The following is a 17,854-nucleotide window of genomic DNA, read 5'->3' as shown; positions in this document are numbered from 1 at the left end:
GAAACGGTGTCGTTCCTGAGTGGAACGATCGGAGGAGGAAGAAGTGAGCGAGATGACGGAGGTCGCCACCGCGCGCCGCAGTCGGATCACTCCCGAGCGCGAGGCCGAGCTGTACGGGGCCGTGCTCGACCTGCTCCGGGAAGTCGGCTACGACGCCCTCACCATGGACGCCGTGGCCGCCCGCACCCGGTCCAGCAAGGCGACGCTCTACCGCCAGTGGGGCGGCAAGCCCGAGCTGGTCGTCAAGGCCATCCGGCACGGCAAGCCCGGCGAGATCGGCGACGTCGACACCGGATCGCTCCGCGGTGACCTGCACGCCCTGATGGCCCGCGAGGACGACTGCACCATGGCGCAGAACTCCGCGCTGATGCGCGGTGTGGCCATGGCGCTGCACCAGAACCCCGACCTGCGCCAGGCGTTCCGGGACCAGCTCATCGATCCCGAGATGGCGGAGTTCCGGCGCGTCCTGCAACGGGCGGTCGACCGGGGCGAGATCAGACCGGACTGCCCGGCGCTGGACTTCCTCGTGCACATGATGGTCGGGGGCTTCGCCACCCGCACGCTGCTGGACGACCAGCCGCCGACCCGGGCCTTCCTCGCCTCGTACATCGACGCCGTGATCCTCCCCGCCCTCGGCGTCGACACCACGTCCTGACCCGATCCCCGTCTCGACCCATCTGAGCCCCACCTGACGTCACCGCTCACGTCGTCGGGCTGATCACCCCTGCCCTGAAGACCCACGACCTGACCGGGAGAACGCCCCCGTGGCCACGTTCCTCTACAAACTCGGCCGGCTCGCCTTCCGCCGACGGCATTTCGTCGCCCTGATCTGGGTGGCCCTGCTGACGCTCGCGGGCGTCGGCGCGGCCAGCGCCCCGCCCGCCGGCACCACCTCCTTCTCCATCCCCGGCACCGAGGCCCAGAAGGCCTTCGACCTGCTGGAGGAACGCTTCCCCGGCGCCGCCGCCGACGGAGCGACCGCACGCGTCGTCTTCAAGGCGCCGGACGGCGAGAAGATGACGGACCCCGACAACAAGGCGGCCGTCGAGAAGACCGTCGCCGACCTGGCCGACGGCTCCGAGGTCGCCTCGGTCGCCGACCCCTACCGGGGGAACGCGGTCAGCCAGGACGGGACGATCGCCTACGCCTCGGTGAAGTACGACGTCTCCGGCATGGAGCTGGAGGACTCCACCAAGGACGCCCTGGAGGACGCCGCCCAGCAGGCGCGCGACGCCGGGCTGACCGTGGAGATCGGCGGTGACGCGCTGCAGGCCGTCCCGCACACCGGTGCCACGGAGGTCATCGGCATCGCGGTCGCCGCCGTCGTCCTGGTCATCACCTTCGGCTCGCTGGTCGCCGCCGGACTGCCGCTGCTGACCGCCCTGATCGGCGTCGGTATCGGCGTCTCCTCGATCACCGCCCTGGCCAGCGCCCTGGAACTGGGCTCCACCACCTCCATCCTGGCGATGATGATCGGCCTCGCGGTCGGCATCGACTACGCCCTGTTCATCGTCTCCCGCTACCGCGCGGAACTCGCCGAGGGCCGGGAGCGCGAGGAGGCCGCCGGCCGGGCGGTCGGCACCGCGGGCTCGGCGGTGGTCTTCGCCGGCCTCACCGTCGTCATCGCCCTGGTCGGCCTCGCGGTCGTCAACATCCCGATGCTCACCAAGATGGGCATCGCGGCCGCCGGCACCGTCGCCATCGCGGTCGTGATCGCCCTGACGATGGTCCCCGCGCTGCTCGGCTACGCCGGCCGCCGGGTCAAGCCGGCCGGTGCGAAGGGCAGGCTCCTGGGCCGCGGCCGCAAGAGCGCCGACCAGGCCACGGAGCGGACCGAGGGCGCTCAGCCCAAGGCCAACCTCGGCACCCGCTGGGCGCGCTTCGTCGTCCGCCGCCCGGTCGCCGTGCTCCTGCTGGGCGTCGTCGGCCTCGGCGCGGCGGCCGTCCCCGCGGCCTCCCTGGAGCTGGGCCTGCCCGACGACGGCTCCCAGCCGACGTCCACGACCCAGCGCCGGGCCTACGACCTGCTCTCGGAGGGCTTCGGCCCCGGCTTCAACGGCCCGCTGATGGTCGTCGTGGACGCCCAGGGCAGCGACGCCCCGCAGCAGGTGTTCACCGACGTCTCCGACGAGATCAAGGGCCTCGACGACGTCATGGCGGTCACCCCGCCTCAGCCCAACAAGGGCGGCGACACCGCGACGATCACCGTCGTCCCGGACTCCAAGCCGTCCTCCGTCGCGACCGAGGACCTGGTGCACGCCATCCGCGACGCGGGCGGCGACATCCGGGCGGACACCGGCGCCGAGACCCTGGTCACCGGCTCGACGGCGATGAACATCGACGTCAGCCAGAAGCTCAACGACGCGCTGCTGCCGTATCTGGTCCTCGTCGTCGGCCTGGCCTTCCTCCTGCTGATCGTGGTCTTCCGCTCGATCCTGGTCCCGCTGAAGGCGGCCCTCGGCTTCCTGCTCTCCGTCATGGCGGCGCTCGGCGCGGTCGTCGCGGTCTTCCAGTGGGGCTGGCTGTCCGGACTGATGGGCGTCGAGGAGACCGGCCCGGTCATGTCGATGATGCCGATCTTCATGGTCGGCGTGGTCTTCGGCCTGGCGATGGACTACGAGGTCTTCCTGGTCACCCGCATGCGGGAGGCGTACGTCCACGGCGAGAAGCCCGAGGAGGCCGTCGTCACCGGTTTCAAGCACGGCGCCCGGGTCGTCACGGCCGCGGCGGTCATCATGATGGCGGTCTTCGCCGGCTTCATCGGCTCCAGCGAGTCGATGGTCAAGATGATCGGCTTCGGCCTCGCGATCGCCGTCTTCTTCGACGCGTTCGTCGTCCGCATGGCCATCGTCCCGGCGGTCCTCGCCCTGCTCGGCAAGAGGGCCTGGTGGCTGCCGAAGTGGCTGGACCGCGCACTGCCCAACGTGGACGTCGAGGGCGAGGGCCTGCGCTCCCTCGGCGACGACAAGGACGAGGACCGGGAACTGGTCCGCACCTGACGCGTCACCTGCGAACGCCCTCCGGACGCGTGCGGCCGGAGGGCGACCGACCAGCCGGTGAGGGCTCCGTGGGGACGGGGCTGCCCTCACCGGCTTCCTCGTTCCCGGGGGAGGGGGCGGGCCGCGATCCCCCCCCGGGGGGCCCGATACCCGTTCGCCCCGGCCGCCCCGCGCTCGCTAACGTGCCGCCATGACGACCACCGACGACACCTCCGGCGCGTCCGCCGCCCACCCCCGCTTCGCCGAGGCCCTGCGCGCGCTCGGCCTCGGGGAGCTGGCCGACGAGGTCCGGCGCTTCCCGGAGGCCACCCGCACCGCCACCGAGGCCGCCGCCGCGATCGGCTGCGAGCTGAGCCAGATCTGCAAGTCGCTGATCTTCGCCGCCGACGGCGTGCCCGTGCTGGTCCTCATGGACGGTGCCTCCCGCGTCGACGTGGAGCGGGTCCGCGAGGAACTGGGCGCCGGGAAGGTGACGCGGGCCAAGGCCGACGTCGTGCGCGAGACGACCGGGTACGCCATCGGCGGCGTGCCCCCCTTCGGGCACCGGGAGCGGACCCGGGTGCTCGCGGACCGCTCGCTGCTCGCCCACGACGTCGTCTGGGCCGCCGCCGGAACCCCGTACGCCGTCTTCCCGATGGAACCCAAGGACCTCGTCGCCACCGCCGGCGCCACCCTCGTGGACGTGCGCGAGCGCACCGGGTGACCCGGCCGGCCCCGGCGGTGTCCGGCCCGCCCGGCGGGCACTGATGCGCACGACGCCCGTGAGGGGCACCCTGGAAGGAGGTGTTCCGGAGGTGATCGTCATGATGCACACCGCAGTGGGATGGCATGTCGAGCTGGAGTTCATGGAGGACGACCAGCACACGCGGGCGGTCGCGATGGTGCGGCTCCCCGACGGCACCGAGGTCCGCGCGCACGGCCACGCCAGCCGGCACCGGGTGGACGCCCAGCAGCCGAGGGTCGGCGAAGAGGTCGCCGGCGCACGCGCGTTGAACGAGCTGGCGATGCGACTGCTCACCAAGGCGCACGACGAGATCGACGCCGCGTCGGGGAGGACGTCCCACCCGATCCACGTATGAACCGTGCGGCCCGGGCGGGGACGGGCCGGGCCGTCAGCCGGCCGTGCCGAGCGACGCCCGTACCGCCCGGACCAGTGCCTGCGCCCGCGGGTCCGCCGTCACGGTCTTGCGGAAGCCGTTGGTGACGTAGCCGAAGGCGACGCCGGCCTCCGGGTCGGCGAAGCCGAGGGCGCCGCCGCGGCCCGGGTGGCCGAAGGAACCGGGGGACAGGAACGGCGACGCGCTGCCGTGCAGCATGTGGCCGAGGCCGAAACGGGTGTTCACGACCAGGACCCGGTCGGGGCCGGACGACTCCTCGGTGCCGGCCAGCCGGGTCGTCGCCGGGTCGAACAGCCGCACCCGCCGGGTCACCCCGTCGACCTCGCCGATCAGCGCCGCGTAGAAGCGGGCCAGTCCCTCCGCCGTCGCGACGCCGTTGGTCGCCGGGAGGGCCGCCGCACGGTATGCGGGGTCGTTCTGGTCGGGGAACGGGGTGATCGCGGCGAAGGCACGGCGGGTGAGGGAGTCCGGGTCGGCGTACGCCTCGGTGACGGCCCGCTTGGGGCGCAGGCGCGGTCCGCCGCCCGACGGCTCGCTCTCCTCCAGGCGTCCGGCCCGGCCCGCCCGGCCCGCCGCCTCCTCCGCGGCCGGCAGCCCGATCCACAGGTCCAGACCCAGAGGCCCGGCGATCTCGTCCGCGAGCCAGGCGCCGGTGCCGCGTCCCGTCACCCTGCGGACCAGCTCGTCGAGGAGCCAGCCGTAGGTGAGCGCGTGGTAGCCGTGGTCGGTGCCCGGCTCCCAGACCGGTGCCTGCGCGGCCACCGCCGCGGGGCCCCGCAGCGGGTCCAGGGCCTCCCCGGGGGTGAGCGGACGGTCCAGGACCGGCAGCCCGGCCCGGTGGTTCAGCACGTGCCGGACCAGCACCCGCTCCTTGCCGTGCGCCTTGAACTCGGGCCAGTACTCGCCCACCGGCGCGTCCAGGTCCAACTCGCCGCGCTGGTGCAGCAGCAGCGCCACGGCCGCCGCGACGCCCTTCGTCGCCGAGCGCACCACCTGCGCGGTGCCCCGGCGCCACGGCTCGGTGCCGTCGACGTCCTTGGTGCCGCCCCACAGGTCGACGACCTTGCGCCCGTCCCGGTACACGGCGACCGCCGCGCCCCGGTCGCCGAGGGCGGTGAAGTTCCGGACGAACGCGTCCCTGACCGGCTCGAACCCCTCGGCCACCGTGCCGTACACGTCCACGTCCGCGCTCACCGCTCCACCCGTCCCTTCGGATCACCTGCGACAGTGGGTGCAACCGTCGCCGGGCGCCTGCGATTCCTCACCCGCTCGCCGGTACCGAGCGCGGGTCGAAGCCGAAGGGCAGTTCCAGACGGTGGGCCCGCATCAGCGCGTCGTCCGCCAGCAGCCCGGCCGTCGGGCCGTCCGCCGCGATCACGCCGTCGCTGAGGATCAGGGCGCGGGGGCACAGCTCCAGGGCGTAGGGCAGGTCGTGGGTGACCATCAGCACCGTGACGTCCAGGGAGCGCAGGATGTCGGCCAGCTCGCGGCGGGAGGCCGGGTCCAGGTTGGACGACGGCTCGTCCAGGACCAGGATCTCCGGCTCCATGGCGAGCACGGTCGCCACCGCCACCCGGCGCCGCTGGCCGAAGGAGAGGTGGTGCGGGGGCCGCTCCTTGAACTCGCCCATGCCGACCAGCGCGAGCGCCCGGTCCACCCGCGCCTCCAGCTCCGCGCCCTTCAGCCCGGCCGCCGCCGGCCCGAACGCCACGTCCTCGCGCACGGTCGGCATGAAGAGCTGGTCGTCGGGGTCCTGGAAGACGATGCCGACCCGGCGCCGGACCTCCGCCATGTTCCGCTTGTCCACCGGCAGCCCGGCGACCGTGACCGTGCCGGTGCCGCCGGTCAGGATGCCGTTGAGGTGGAGCACCAGGGTCGTCTTGCCCGCGCCGTTGGGCCCGAGCAGCGCGACCCGCTCGCCGCGGGCGACGGAGAAGTCCACGCCGAAGAGGGCCTGGTGCCCGTCGGGGTAGGCGAAGGCGAGGCCGGAGACCTCCAGGGAGGCCGGGGAGTCAGCAGTCACAGGGACCATCCCAGCAGACAGACGACCAGGGCCGCACCGGGGAGGGCCAGCGCGTACGACCACTGCGCCCGGGACGCGGTCACCTCGTCGATGACCGGCATGGAACCGGCGTACCCGCGGCTGACCATGGCCAGGTGGACCCGCTCGCCACGCTCGTAGGAGCGGATGAAGAGGGCGCCGGCGGACTTGGCGAGGACGCCCCAGTGCCGGACGCCGCGGGCCTCGAAGCCGCGTGACTCCCGGGCGATCCGCATCCGCCGCATCTCGTCCGTGATCACGTCCCCGTACCGGATCATGAAGGAGGCGATCTGCACCAGCAGCGGCGGCAGCCTCAGCCGCTGGAGGCCGAGCAGCAGCTCGCGCAGCTCGGTGGTGGAGGCGAGCAGCACGGAGGCGGCGACGCCCAGGGTGCCCTTGGCCAGCACGTTCCAGGCCCCCCACAGGCCGCTGACGCTCAGGGACAGGCCGAGCACGTCGATCCGTTCGCCCTCGGCCACGAACGGCATCAGCACCGCGAACGCCACGAACGGGACCTCGATCAGCAGCCGCTTGAGCAGGAAGCCGGGTGGCACCCGGGCCGCGTACGCCACCGTCGCCAGCAGCAGCGCGTAGACGCCGAAGGCCCACATCGCCTCGCGCGGCGTCGAGACGACGACGACCACGAAGGCGAAGCCGGCGGCGAGCTTGGTGTGCGGCGGCAGACCGTGCACGGGGGAGTGCCCGTGCCGGTAGAGCCGGTGCGCGTGGCCGGCGCCCATCTAGGCGGACACGTCCGTGTCGGCCGGCGAGGTGTCGTCCGTACGCCGCCTGCGCACCGCCCAGAACACGGCACTGCCCGCGACGACCGTGACGCCGACCCCGATGACGCCCGCGAGGCCGCCGGAGAGCCGGGCGTCGGTGATGTCCTCGACCCCGTAGTCGGCGAGCGGGGAGTCCGCGCTCGCGTGCTCCTCGGTCTTCCGGTCGATGCCCTGGTCGGCGGCGACCTTCTCCAGGCCGTCCGGGTCGGCGGAGGCGTAGAAGCTGACGAAGCCGGCGAGGACGAGGGAGGTGACCAGGCCCGTGATCCACAGCCCGCGGCGGGCGCGGGCGGCGGCGGGCGCGGGGACCGCCGGCTCGGAGTCGGACGTGTCGGGGGCGTCGACCAGTTCGCCGTCGACCCGCAGCTTGAGCCGCTGCCTCAGCCCCCGGGCGCCGTGCACCAGGTCCGGGCGCACGGCGATGACGGCACCGACGGTCAGCGCGGTGATCGCGGCCTCGCCGATGCCGATGAGCACGTGCACGCCGATCATCGCGGTGGCGACCTTGCCGATGGCGACGTCGGTGGTGCCGCCGATCCAGTACAGGAAGGTGAAGGCGAGGGCGGCGGCCGGGACGGAGACCAGGGCGGCGACGAAGGAGGCGACGGTGACCGAACGCCGGGTGCGCGGCAGGACCTTCACCAGCCCCCGGAAGAGGGCGTAGGCGACGACGGTGGTGACGATCGCCATGTCGGTGATGTTGACGCCGAGCGCGGTGAGGCCGCCGTCGGCGAAGAGGATGCCCTGCATCAGCAGGACGACCGACACGCACAGCACACCCGTGTACGGCCCGACGAGGATCGCGGCGAGGGCGCCGCCCAGCAGGTGCCCGCTGGTGCCGGCCGCGACCGGGAAGTTGAGCATCTGCACCGCGAAGATGAACGCCGCGACCAGCCCCGCCAGCGGCGCCGTCCGTTCGTCGAGTTCCCGGCGCGCACCACGCAGGGAGACCGCGACGGCGCCCGCGGCGACGACTCCGGCGACGGCGGAGGTCGGGGCGTCGATGAATCCGTCAGGTACGTGCACGGTCCGATGATAGGGACCAATTGCAAGACGTTTGCAAGAGCGAGGTAAAGGCTGATCTCACATGTGATATTCGGCTCGAAGGGCGTGAGCCGGGAAATGTGGGACATTGGAGTGGGGGTGGACGCACAGCTTTCGCAAAGGTCACAGAGTGCAAGGGGCGATCCGATGTCCGTGGTCGAACAGCACGCACGAGCCCACATCCTGACCGACGCGGACCTCCCGGACTGGGACGACGGCGGAGCGATACCCGTCCTCCTGCGCTACGACCCCGACCGCGACCCGCGGGCGGTGTGCGTGGCACTGCCCGCCCGCGGGCGTGCTCCCGCCTCCCGCGAATGGACCTTCCCCCGCGCCCTGCTGGAACAGGGGCTGCGCGCGCCCGCCGGGACCGGCGAGGTGCGGGTGTGGCCGTGCGGGCGGGTGCAGGCCGTCGTCGAGTTCCACTCCCCGCAGGGCTGCTCGGTGGTCCAGTTCGAGACCAAGGCCCTCATGCGGTTCCTGCGCCGCACCTACACGGCGGTGGCCCAGCCGGTGGCCCACTGAGCCACCGGCCGGCCGCCGACGGGGCCGGTCAGCCGGCCTTCGCGAGGAGCGCCGCGACGATCGGGCCCGCGCTCTCGCTGCCGTGACCGCCCTGCTGGACCACGCCCGCCGCCGCCACGTCGCCCTTGTACGCCGTGAACCAGCCGTTCGGCTTCTCCTGGCCGTCGACCTCCGCCGACCCGGTCTTGGCCCCGGAGTCGCCGCCGACCCCGGCCATCGCCTCCGCCGCGGTGCCGGCCGCCGCCGTGTAGGACATCAGCTCGCGCAGCTGCGCCAGCGTGGACGCCGACATCGTCCGCGACGCCGTGGCCAGCTCGCGCCCGTCCACCGACGGGGCGACCAGATACGGCTGGTGGAAGGCGCCCGACTTCACGGTCGCCGCCACGGACGCCATGTTCAGCGGGTTCATCCGCACCCCGCCCTGGCCGATGAGGGAGGCGGCCATCGGGGCGGCGCTCTGCACCGGCACCGCGCCGTCGAAGGTGGGCACCCCGACCGACCAGTTGTTCATGGACAGGCCGAACACCTCCTTCGCCTGCTTGGTCAGGTCGTCGTTCTCCAGCTCGGGCGCCTGGCTGATGAAGGCGGTGTTGCAGGAGCGGGCGAAGCTCGCCTTGAACGTGCCGTCCTTGATCTCGAACTCGTCGTCGTTCTGGAACTTCCAGCCGCCGTAGCTGAAGTACTTCGGGCACGGGTGCTTCTTGTCCGCCGACGCCAGGTTCTTCTCGATCAGCATCGAGGCGGTGACGACCTTCATCGTGGAGCCGGGCGCCAGGGACCCCTGGAAGGCGGTGTTGAAGCCGTGGCCGCCGTTGGCGACGGCGAGGATCTCGCCGGTGGAGGCGCGCAGCAGCACCACCGACGCCCGCGGCTTGCCGGAGACCTGCTGCTCGGCGGCGGCCTGCAGGGCCGGGTCCAGGGTGGTCCGCACGGTGCCGGGCGTGCCCTCGCTCAGCTCCAGCAGCGTCTTGTCGGAGACCTTCGCCGCCCGGGACTCCTTGCCGCGCACCACGCGCAGCTCGACGCCCGGGGTGCCCCCGGCCTTCTTGCCGTACTTCTCGCGCAGGCCGTCCAGGACGGTGCCGAGGGAGGGGTACTTCGCCGCGGTGATCTCCGCACCGTTCCGGTCCAGCGCCTTGACCGGCGGGTCCCCGGCCTCACCGGTGACCAGCCGGTCGCCGTCCTTCAGCTCCGGGTGGACGACGGCGGCGTGCCAGGAGACGCGGGGTTCGCCGTCGCCGGCCCGGCGGACGACGGTCAGCGCGCTGTCGTACGTGAACGGCTTGCCGGTCCCCCCGTGGGCGACGGTGGCCTTCACGGAGAACGGGACCTTCTCCCCGGCCGGGGTGCCCGGGACGAGGGTGACGTCCTTGACCCGGGCGTCCTTGGCGTAGCCGGTGAGCAGGGCCTTCGCGGCCTCGGCGTCGTCGGTGGCCGCGGCGGCCCCGGCGATGTCGCCCCGCTGCCAGGAGGTCAGGAACCGCTGGGCCGTCGAGGTGACCTCGGCCGCCGTCAGCGGGCCGGACTTGGCCTTCTCCCCGGCCGCCGCCGTGGTCCGGTCGCCGTCCTCGCCGCCCCCGTACATCGCGAAGGCGCCGAATCCGGCGCCGGCCACGACCACGGCGGCGACACTGCCGATCACGGCGGGTCTCGTCCTGCGCCGCCCGGCGGCGGCCCTTCTGCTGCCCACTGCGTCCCGTTCCTTCGCGCTGACCGTCGCTGTCCCCGTCGCCGCTGCCGCGCAGCGCGCCCGCGACGACGGCGACCACCCTAGGCCCTGGCGTCACACTCCCGTCTGCCTCGCCCTGTCGCCACCGGCCCGGTTCAGCCGCCGGCGCGCAGCACGTCCGCCACGATCGGGCCGGCCGCGTCTCCGCCGTGGCCGCCCTCCTCGGTCATGGCCGCCGCCGCCAGGTCGTCGCGGAAACCGGTGAACCAGCTGTTGGAGGTGGTCTGCCCGTCGACCTCCGCCGACCCGGTCTTGGCACCGATGTCGCCGCCGAGCCCGGACATGGCCGCGGCGCCGGTGCCCTGCGTGGCGGTGAGCCGCATCATCTGCCTGAGCTGGTCGGCGGTGCTCCGCGGCAGGCCCTCGGCGGTGGCCAGCCGCCGCCCGTCCAGGTCGGGGGAGACCAGATAGGGCTGGCGGAACTCGCCGGTGATCGCGGTCGCCGTCACCGACGCCATGTTCAGCGGGTTCATCTGCACCTGGCCCTGGCCGATGGCGTTGGCCGCGCGGTCCGGGCCGCTCACGGCGGGGACGCTGCCGTCGAAGGAGACGACGCCGGTCTGCCAGTCGTCCCGGCCCAGACCGAAGCGCTCCTCGGCCTCCGCCGTCAGCGAGGAGTCCGTGAGCGGGTCCTCGTCGATGAGCTTGATGAAGCCCGTGTTGCAGGAGCGCATGAAGGTGTTGGCGAGCGTGGCGCCCTCGTTGGGCTCCATGTCGGTGAGGTTCTTGAAGGTCTGGCTCTGCCACGTGGCCGTGTCCGGGCACGGTGCCGGGCCGTTCATCGAGGTCACGCCGTTGTCGATGAGCATCGCCGCGGTGATGATCTTCATGGTGGAGCCGGGGGCGACCCGTCCCTGGAAGGCCGCGTTGAAGCCGTCCGCCCGGTTGTTGGCCACGGCCAGCACCTCGCCGGTGCTCGGCTTGACCGCGACCACGGAGGACTCGCCGTACCGCTGCACGGCCTTCTCGGCCGCCGCCTGCACCGTCGCGCTCAGCGTCGTGCGCAGCTTGCCGGGCTCACCCTCGGACAGGGTCAGCAGCGGGGTGTCGGGGGCGTCGGCGGCGGTGTGCCGGACCATCAGCTCGACACCGGGGGTGCCGCCCGCCTTGTCGCCGTACTTCTCCCGGAGGGTGGCGAGGACCGGGCCGAGCGAGGGGTACTTCTCCTTCGTCAGCACGGTGCCGTTGCGGCCGACCGCCTGGATCTGCGGGGTCTGCGACTCCTCGGTGACCAGGGTGTCGCCGTCCTTCAGCCGCGGATGGACGACGGACGGCCGCCAGTCGACCAGCGCCCGCCCGGTGGTCTCACCGCGCACCACCGTCAGCTCGCTCTTGTACGTCAGCGGCTTGGTCGCGCCCTCGTACGAGACCTTCGCCTCCACCGTGAACGGCACGCGCGTGCCGGTCGCGGCGGACGGCGTGATCTTCACGCCGGTGATGTGCGCCGCCTCGCCGTAGGCCGTGAGCAGCGTCCCGGCCACCGAGGCGTTGTTCGTGTACGACGCCGCGGTGGCCGCGTCGCCCTTCTCCCAGGCCGTGAAGAACTTCTCGGTCGTCTCGGCGACCTCGTCCCCGTCCGGCGGCCCGCTTTTCTTCGCCGTACCGGCGCTCCCCGAGCCGCCCCCGCCGTCCAGCGCCGACACGATGTTGTAGGCGCCGTACCCGGCCCCGCCCACCATCACGGCGAACACGCCGCCTATGACGGCGACCTTCACCCCCCTGCCCATCGGCAGTCCCCTCCCCGTCGGACCTTCCGCACGCCTTCTTGAACGCGTTCGAAAGCAGTTGTGGTTGCACTCTAGGTGCAGGGAGTGACCGGCGGTACGGATGTTTCCGTTCAGTGGCCCAAAGGAGACCCGTGGAACCGTGTCAGACCCACGTATCCAGCCACATCCGCGACCGCCAGTCCTCCATCGGGATCGCCGTGCCGGTGTAGAGGGGCCAGAAGTAGATGAAGTTCCAGGCGATCAGCAGGACCAGCACGCCCGCGCCCGTCGCCCCCGCGACCCGCCGGGCGTCACCGCAGCCCGGCCGGCCGATGAGCGCCCCCAGCAGCATCGCCACCGCCAGGCACAGGAAGGGCAGGAAGACGACCGCGTAGAAGAGGAAGATCGTGCGCTCCTGGTACAGGAACCAGGGGAGGTAGCCGGCCGCGAGGCCGCAGGCGATGGCGCCCGCCCGCCAGTCCCGGCGGAAGGCCCAGCGCCACAGCACGTACAGCAGCGCGAAGCAGCCCACCCACCACAGCAGCGGTGTGCCCAGGGCCAGCACCTCGCGGGCGCACTTCTCGCCCGCGTCGGCCGGACAGCCGTCCGCGCCCGGCGCGGGCGACTCGTAGAAGTAGGAGACCGGGCGGCCCAGCACGATCCAGCTCCACGGATTGGACTGGTACGTGTGCGGTGACGTCAGGTGCGTGTGGAAGTCCAGCACCTGGGTCTCGTAGTGCCACAGGCTGCGCCACCAGTCGGGGAACAGCCAGGACCAGGAGCTGTCCTTGCCGTCGGTCGCCGCCCAGTCGCGGTAGTAGCCGCCGGTGCCGTCGGCGGGGGAGAGGATCCAGCCCAGCCAGGACAGCAGGTAGGTGCCGAGCGCCACCGGCACCGTCGACAGGAACGCCCAGCCCAGGTCGTACCTCAGCACCGACAGGTACGGCCGGTGCGCGCCCGCGACCGGCGGGTGCCGACGTCCCACAGCACGGCCATCACGCAGAACGCCGCCATGACGTACAGGCCGTTCCACTTGGTCGCCGCGGCCAGGCCCAGCATCAGCCCCGCCGCCAGCCGCCAGGGCCGCCACCCGAAGCGGAACGTCTCCGCGAGGTCCGCGTCCGGCCGGACCCGGCCGTCGGCGTCCACGGGCAGCGCGGCGGCGAGTCTGCCCCGGGCCCAGTCGCGGTCGGCGACCAGGCAGCCGAAGGCCGCCAGCACGAAGAACATCAGCACGCCGTCCAGCAGCGCGGTGCGGCTCATCACGAAGTGCAGCCCGTCCACCGCCATCAGGGCGCCCGCCAGGCACCCGAGGAAGGTCGAGCGGAACAGGCGCCGCCCGATCCGGCACAGCAGCAGCACCGACAGCGTGCCGAGCAGCGCCGTCATGAACCGCCAGCCGAACGGGTCGAAGCCGAACAGCAGCTCGCCCAGCCCGATGACGTACTTGCCGACCGGCGGGTGCACGACGTACGCCGCGTCCGTCGGGATCGGGACGTCGCCGCCGGAGTTCAGGATCAGGTCGTTGGCGTTCTTGTCCCAGTTGACCTCGAAACCCCGGTGGATCAGCGCCCACGCGTCCTTGGCGTAGTACGTCTCGTCGAATATCACCGCCTTGGGGCTGCCCAGGTTCCAGAACCGCAGCACGCCCGCCAGCAGCGCCACCAGCAGCGGGCCGCCCCACGCCGACCAGCGCATCAGCCGGTCGGCGCGCGCCTTCGACAGGCCGAGGAAGACCCACAGGCGCTCACCGGGGCGCGTGTACGGGGGCACCAGCCGGTCGCGGACGTCGTCGGCCGCGGACGGCGCCGCGTAGCCGAAGCGGCGCAGCCGCTGCTGCCACGTGGTCCGCTGCTCGTGCGGGGCCTGGTCCTGCCGGGTGTCCGTGGAGGACGCGGTACTGGTCACCGCGCCATCGTAGGGAACCGCGCTGTGTGCGTCCCGCGCATGCCCCGGACCGGTCGTCGCGCGTCCCTGGGAGGATGGGGAGGTGACTGGAACCCTTGTACTGGCGGGCACCCCCATCGGCGACGTGCGCGACGCGCCGCCCCGGCTCGCCGAGGAACTGGCCGGTGCCGACGTCGTCGCCGCCGAGGACACCCGTCGGCTGCGCCGGCTCACCCAGGCGCTCGGCGTCACCCCGCGCGGGCGTGTCGTGTCCTACTTCGAGGGCAACGAGTCCGCCCGCACCCCCGAGCTGGTCGAGGAGCTGGCGGGCGGCGCCCGCGTGCTGCTGGTGACCGACGCCGGGATGCCCTCCGTCTCCGACCCCGGCTACCGGCTGGTCGCCGCCGCCGTCGAACGGGACGTGCGGGTGACCGCCGTGCCCGGCCCGTCGGCGGTGCTCACCGCGCTCGCCCTGTCGGGGCTGCCCGTCGACCGGTTCTGCTTCGAGGGCTTCCTGCCCCGCAAGGCCGGCGAACGGCGCGCGCGGCTGCGCGAGGCGGCCGCCGAGCGCCGGACCCTCGTGTACTTCGAGGCGCCGCACCGGCTGGACGACACCCTCGCCGACATGGCCGAGGCGTTCGGCGCCGAGCGGCGGGCCGCCGTCTGCCGGGAGCTGACCAAGACTTACGAGGAGGTCAGGCGCGGCGGGCTGGGCGAGCTGGCCGCGTGGGCCGCCGAGGGTGTGCGCGGCGAGATCACCGTCGTCGTCGAGGGCGCCCCGGACCACGGTCCCGAGGAGGTCGACGCGGCGGAGCTGGTGCGCCGGGTGCGGGTGCGCGAGGAGGCGGGGGAGCGGCGCAAGGAGGCCATCGCGGCCGTCGCCGCGCAGGCCGGCCTGCCCAAGCGCGAGGTGTTCGACGCGGTGGTGGCGGCGAAGAACGCGGGGTGAGGCGGGGCGGCCCGATCCGGCCGCGCTTGACCCGTTCCTGACGAACCGGTGCCCTGCGCCAAGGGCGGCCCAAATCGGCTCAAACACTCGGCAGATCCCGTGCCTTCGCGGTGGTGGAGGAGTCCACTGGAGGAAGCGGGAGCGAGCCCGCCGAGCGGAGCGGAGGAGCCGGAATGGGCATCGGTGAAGGCACGGCAGGCACGGCGGCCGCGGCAGGCACGACGGGCGCGGCGGGCAGGGCGGGCACGACGGGCGCGGCGGGCAGGGCGCATCCGGCGCGGACCCGGCCGCACGCCGGGGCCATCGAGGTCGTCCACGAGTCGTACTCCTTCGCCTGCATGCGCTGCGGGCACGGCTGGGAGCAGTCGTTCGAGATCGAGCACCACCGGGACGCCGACGGCCGCGCGTTCGTGCGCTACGTCACCGACGGCCGCGTCGTGCCCTCCCCGCTGACCCGGCCGACCTGCGCCACCTGCGACGGTCACCTCGTGCGGATCATGCGGCCGGGGCGGGTCGCCTCGGCCCGCGGCCCGGCCCACGGCACGCACCGGGTGCCGCCCGCGGGGCCGCTGGAGGTGCCGCCGGTGCCCGCGGGCCGCCAGCTGGTGCCCGAGGCGCCGGGACCGGGCGCGCCGGGCCTGACCGCCGGACCCGGGCACCGGCACCTGAGCGACCTGCTGCGCTCGCTCCACCTCCCTCTCCACCTCCACCGCCGGGCGGGCTGACCCCGTCGGGGCCGGCCGGGGGCTTCCGTAGGATCGGGAGCATGCCTTCGAACGCCTCCGGCCGCCCCGACGACCACGACGCGCCGCCGCTGCCCGCCCCCCTGCGGGTGCCGGTCGCCGACTCCCACACCCACCTCGACATGCAGTCGGGCACGGTGGCGGAGGGCCTCGCCAAGGCCGCGTCGGTCGGTGTCACCACGGTCGTCCAGGTCGGCTGCGACCTCGCCGGCTCCCGCTGGGCGGCCGAGACGGCGGCGGCCCACGACGCCGTCCACGCCACCGTCGCCCTGCACCCCAACGAGGCCCCGCGCATCGTCCACGGCGACCCCGACGGCTGGTCCCGGCAGGGGGCGCGCGAGCCCGGCGGGGACGCGGCGCTCGACGAGGCGCTGGCCGAGATCGACCGCCTCGCGGCGCTTCCGCAGGTCAAGGGCGTCGGCGAGACGGGACTGGACTACTTCCGCACCGGTCCCGAGGGCAAGGACGCCCAGGAGAGGTCCTTCCGCGCCCACATCGAGATCGCCAAGCGGCACGGCAAGACCCTGGTCATCCACGACCGCGACGCCCACGCCGACGTCCTGCGCGTCCTCAAGGAGGAGGGCGCCCCCGAGCGCACCGTCTTCCACTGCTACTCCGGCGACGCCGAGATGGCCGAGGTCTGCGCGAGCGCCGGCTACTACATGTCCTTCGCCGGGAACGTCACGTTCAAGAACGCCCAGAACCTCCGCGACGCCCTCGCGGTCGCCCCGGCGGAACTGGTCCTGGTGGAGACCGACGCGCCGTTCCTGACGCCGGTGCCCTACCGGGGCCGCCCCAACGCCCCCTATCTGATCCCGGTCACGGTCCGCGCCATGGCCGCCGTGCGGGGCGTCGACGAGGACACGCTGGCGACCGCGCTGGCCGCGAACACCGCACGCGCCTTCGGGTACTGACGCGGCACCGGGGCGATCCGCCCGTTCGCCACGCTGAGTGGTCGCGCGGCTTGGGAGAGTGACGGACGCTCCGCTAGGTTCTGGGGGCCCGATCCGGACCCCTGGAGCGTGTCGGCGTGAGCGGAACACAGTTCGATACCTACGAGACCCAGGCGCCGTACGACGTCCACAGCGCGCCGACCCTGCCCTACGGCGACACCTGTCGCCCCGCGCTGCCCCGGCAGGGCGCCACGGACGCCCCCGCTCCGGGCCCGCGGCGCCGCCGCTCCGCGCACCGGCACCGGGAACACCTCCCCGGGAGCGAGGACACCTCGCTGCGCCGCCTGGTGCCGCGCGCCCTGGTCGTGGCGTTCCTCGCGGGCGGCACCACCGCCTTCGTCGCCGAGGACAAGGCGGTCGAGCTGACCGTCGACGGCACCCCGCGCACGCTGCACACCTTCGCCGACGACGTCACCGAACTGCTCGCCGAGGAAGGCGTCCAGGTCGGCGCCCACGACGTGATCACACCCGCGCCCGGCACCGCCCTGACCAGCGGCGAGGAGATCACCGTCAGCCACGGACGCCCCGTCCTGCTCACCCTCGACGGCCACCGCCGCCAGGTGTGGACGACCGCCGACACGGTCGAGGGGGCGCTGCGCGAACTCGGCGTGCGCACCCAGGGCGCGTATCTGTCGGCCCCGCTCTCCCGGCGCATCGGACGGGAGGGACTCGCGCTGGACGTGCGCACCGAACGCGTGGTCACCGTCATGGCCGACGGCCGGGCCCGCACCGTCCGCACCAACGCGGCGACGGTGCGCCGGGCGGTGGAGGAGGCCGGGGTCACCCTGCGCGGGCAGGACACGACCTCCGTGCCCGGGACCGCCTTCCCCCGCGACGGGCAGACCGTCACCGTGCTGCGGATCACCGACGGCCGGGAGGTCCGCGAGGACCCGATCCCGTTCACCGAACAGCGGACCGAGGACCCCACCCTCTACCGGGGCACCGAGGTCGTCCGGCAGGCGGGACAGCCCGGCCTCCGGCGCACCACCTACGCCCTGCGCACCGTCAACGGCGTCCGGCAGAGACCGCGCGAGCTGCGCACCGAGGTCGTGCGCGAACCCCGCCCGCAGATCGTCCGGGTCGGCACCCGCCCCCGCCCCACCTCCGTGCGGGGCGCCGACCACCTCGACTGGCAGGCCCTCGCCGCCTGCGAGTCGGGCGGCCGGCCGCACGCCGTCGACCCCTCCGGCACCTACGGGGGCCTCTACCAGTTCGACGCCGCCACCTGGCACAGCCTCGGCGGCGAAGGACGCCCCGAGGACGCGACGCCCGCCGAGCAGACGTACCGGGCCAAGAAGCTCTACGTGCGCAGCGGCACCAGCCCGTGGCCGCACTGCGGGGCCCGGCTCCAGGGCTGACCGGCACCGGCGGGCCCCGC

15 protein-coding genes and 1 pseudogene are annotated in these 17,854 nt (G+C 73.5%); 9 read left to right on the top strand and 7 right to left on the bottom strand.

Going from position 1 to position 17,854, the window contains the following annotated elements; all coding sequences use genetic code 11:
* Positions 1-52: 52 nt before the first annotated feature.
* The 4 genes from ACFZP7_RS15005 (at position 53) to ACFZP7_RS14990 (ending at position 4,078) form a co-directional block, all read left to right on the top strand.
* On the top strand, positions 53-655 hold the full coding sequence (locus tag ACFZP7_RS15005; RefSeq protein ID WP_385638447.1) for a TetR/AcrR family transcriptional regulator: 603 nt from the start codon (positions 53-55) through the stop codon (positions 653-655).
* Positions 656-764: 109 nt separating this feature from the next.
* Positions 765-2,999, top strand: coding sequence for an MMPL family transporter (locus ACFZP7_RS15000; protein ID WP_385634594.1), 2,235 nt, complete (start codon positions 765-767; stop codon positions 2,997-2,999).
* Between the two features lie 190 nt (positions 3,000-3,189).
* A complete protein-coding gene (locus ACFZP7_RS14995; protein WP_385634593.1) occupies positions 3,190-3,702 on the top strand; it encodes a YbaK/EbsC family protein in 513 nt (170 codons plus the stop codon).
* A gap of 100 nt (positions 3,703-3,802) precedes the next feature.
* Positions 3,803-4,078 (top strand): DUF1876 domain-containing protein, encoded by a 276-nt coding sequence (locus ACFZP7_RS14990; RefSeq protein ID WP_030970987.1) that lies wholly within the window; start codon positions 3,803-3,805, stop codon positions 4,076-4,078.
* Between the two features lie 33 nt (positions 4,079-4,111).
* Here the strand turns inward: ACFZP7_RS14990 and ACFZP7_RS14985 are convergent, their stop codons facing one another.
* The 4 genes from ACFZP7_RS14985 to ACFZP7_RS14970 all read right to left on the bottom strand — a co-directional run bounded on the left by ACFZP7_RS14985 (position 4,112) and on the right by ACFZP7_RS14970 (position 7,966).
* Positions 4,112-5,299 (bottom strand): serine hydrolase domain-containing protein, encoded by a 1,188-nt coding sequence (locus ACFZP7_RS14985; protein WP_385638445.1) that lies wholly within the window; start codon positions 5,297-5,299, stop codon positions 4,112-4,114.
* Positions 5,300-5,378: 79 nt separating this feature from the next.
* Positions 5,379-6,149: an energy-coupling factor ABC transporter ATP-binding protein gene (locus tag ACFZP7_RS14980; RefSeq protein ID WP_109204439.1), complete on the bottom strand. Its 771-nt coding sequence runs from the start codon at positions 6,147-6,149 to the stop codon at positions 5,379-5,381.
* The gene (cbiQ, locus tag ACFZP7_RS14975) at positions 6,137-6,898 is read right to left on the bottom strand and encodes a cobalt ECF transporter T component CbiQ (protein WP_031016035.1); all 762 of its coding nucleotides are present in this window, start codon (positions 6,896-6,898) and stop codon (positions 6,137-6,139) included. The genes ACFZP7_RS14980 and cbiQ overlap by 13 nt, the downstream gene beginning before the upstream one ends.
* Positions 6,899-7,966, bottom strand: a complete 1,068-nt coding sequence (locus tag ACFZP7_RS14970) for an energy-coupling factor ABC transporter permease (protein WP_385634592.1) — start codon at positions 7,964-7,966, stop codon at positions 6,899-6,901.
* Between the two features lie 165 nt (positions 7,967-8,131).
* Between ACFZP7_RS14970 and ACFZP7_RS14965 the strand changes: the two genes are divergently transcribed.
* Positions 8,132-8,509 carry an SsgA family sporulation/cell division regulator gene (locus tag ACFZP7_RS14965; protein ID WP_019326465.1) on the top strand — a complete coding sequence of 126 codons (378 nt, stop codon included), beginning with the start codon at positions 8,132-8,134 and terminating at the stop codon, positions 8,507-8,509.
* A 28-nt stretch (positions 8,510-8,537) separates the two neighbouring features.
* Here ACFZP7_RS14965 and ACFZP7_RS14960 read toward each other — a convergent pair whose 3' ends face one another.
* The 3 genes and pseudogenes from ACFZP7_RS14960 to ACFZP7_RS14950 form a co-directional block, all read right to left on the bottom strand.
* The gene (locus ACFZP7_RS14960) at positions 8,538-10,199 is read right to left on the bottom strand and encodes a penicillin-binding transpeptidase domain-containing protein (protein ID WP_185912083.1); all 1,662 of its coding nucleotides are present in this window, start codon (positions 10,197-10,199) and stop codon (positions 8,538-8,540) included.
* A gap of 134 nt (positions 10,200-10,333) precedes the next feature.
* The gene (locus ACFZP7_RS14955; RefSeq protein WP_385634591.1) at positions 10,334-11,965 is read right to left on the bottom strand and encodes a penicillin-binding transpeptidase domain-containing protein; all 1,632 of its coding nucleotides are present in this window, start codon (positions 11,963-11,965) and stop codon (positions 10,334-10,336) included.
* A 142-nt stretch (positions 11,966-12,107) separates the two neighbouring features.
* Positions 12,108-13,852: pseudogene (locus tag ACFZP7_RS14950) on the bottom strand (dolichyl-phosphate-mannose--protein mannosyltransferase).
* An 82-nt stretch (positions 13,853-13,934) separates the two neighbouring features.
* On the opposite strand from ACFZP7_RS14950, the gene rsmI reads away from it, so the two are divergent.
* The 4 genes from rsmI to ACFZP7_RS14930 all read left to right on the top strand — a co-directional run bounded on the left by rsmI (position 13,935) and on the right by ACFZP7_RS14930 (position 17,834).
* On the top strand, positions 13,935-14,780 hold the full coding sequence (rsmI, locus tag ACFZP7_RS14945; protein WP_029393570.1) for a 16S rRNA (cytidine(1402)-2'-O)-methyltransferase: 846 nt from the start codon (positions 13,935-13,937) through the stop codon (positions 14,778-14,780).
* 173 nt (positions 14,781-14,953) lie between these two features.
* Complete coding sequence (locus ACFZP7_RS14940; RefSeq protein ID WP_385634590.1) at positions 14,954-15,505, top strand: hypothetical protein; 552 nt, start codon at positions 14,954-14,956, stop codon at positions 15,503-15,505.
* A gap of 41 nt (positions 15,506-15,546) precedes the next feature.
* The gene (locus tag ACFZP7_RS14935; RefSeq protein ID WP_175463003.1) at positions 15,547-16,437 is read left to right on the top strand and encodes a TatD family hydrolase; all 891 of its coding nucleotides are present in this window, start codon (positions 15,547-15,549) and stop codon (positions 16,435-16,437) included.
* Positions 16,438-16,553: 116 nt separating this feature from the next.
* Positions 16,554-17,834 (top strand): ubiquitin-like domain-containing protein, encoded by a 1,281-nt coding sequence (locus tag ACFZP7_RS14930; RefSeq protein ID WP_385634589.1) that lies wholly within the window; start codon positions 16,554-16,556, stop codon positions 17,832-17,834.
* Positions 17,835-17,854 lie beyond the last annotated feature (20 nt).

This window comes from Streptomyces sp. SudanB5_2050 (assembly GCF_964272335.1).
Taxonomy (GTDB): domain Bacteria; phylum Actinomycetota; class Actinomycetes; order Streptomycetales; family Streptomycetaceae; genus Streptomyces; species Streptomyces rochei.
Note: the sequence above shows the minus strand (reverse complement) of the source record. Positions and strands in the feature narration are given on the sequence as shown.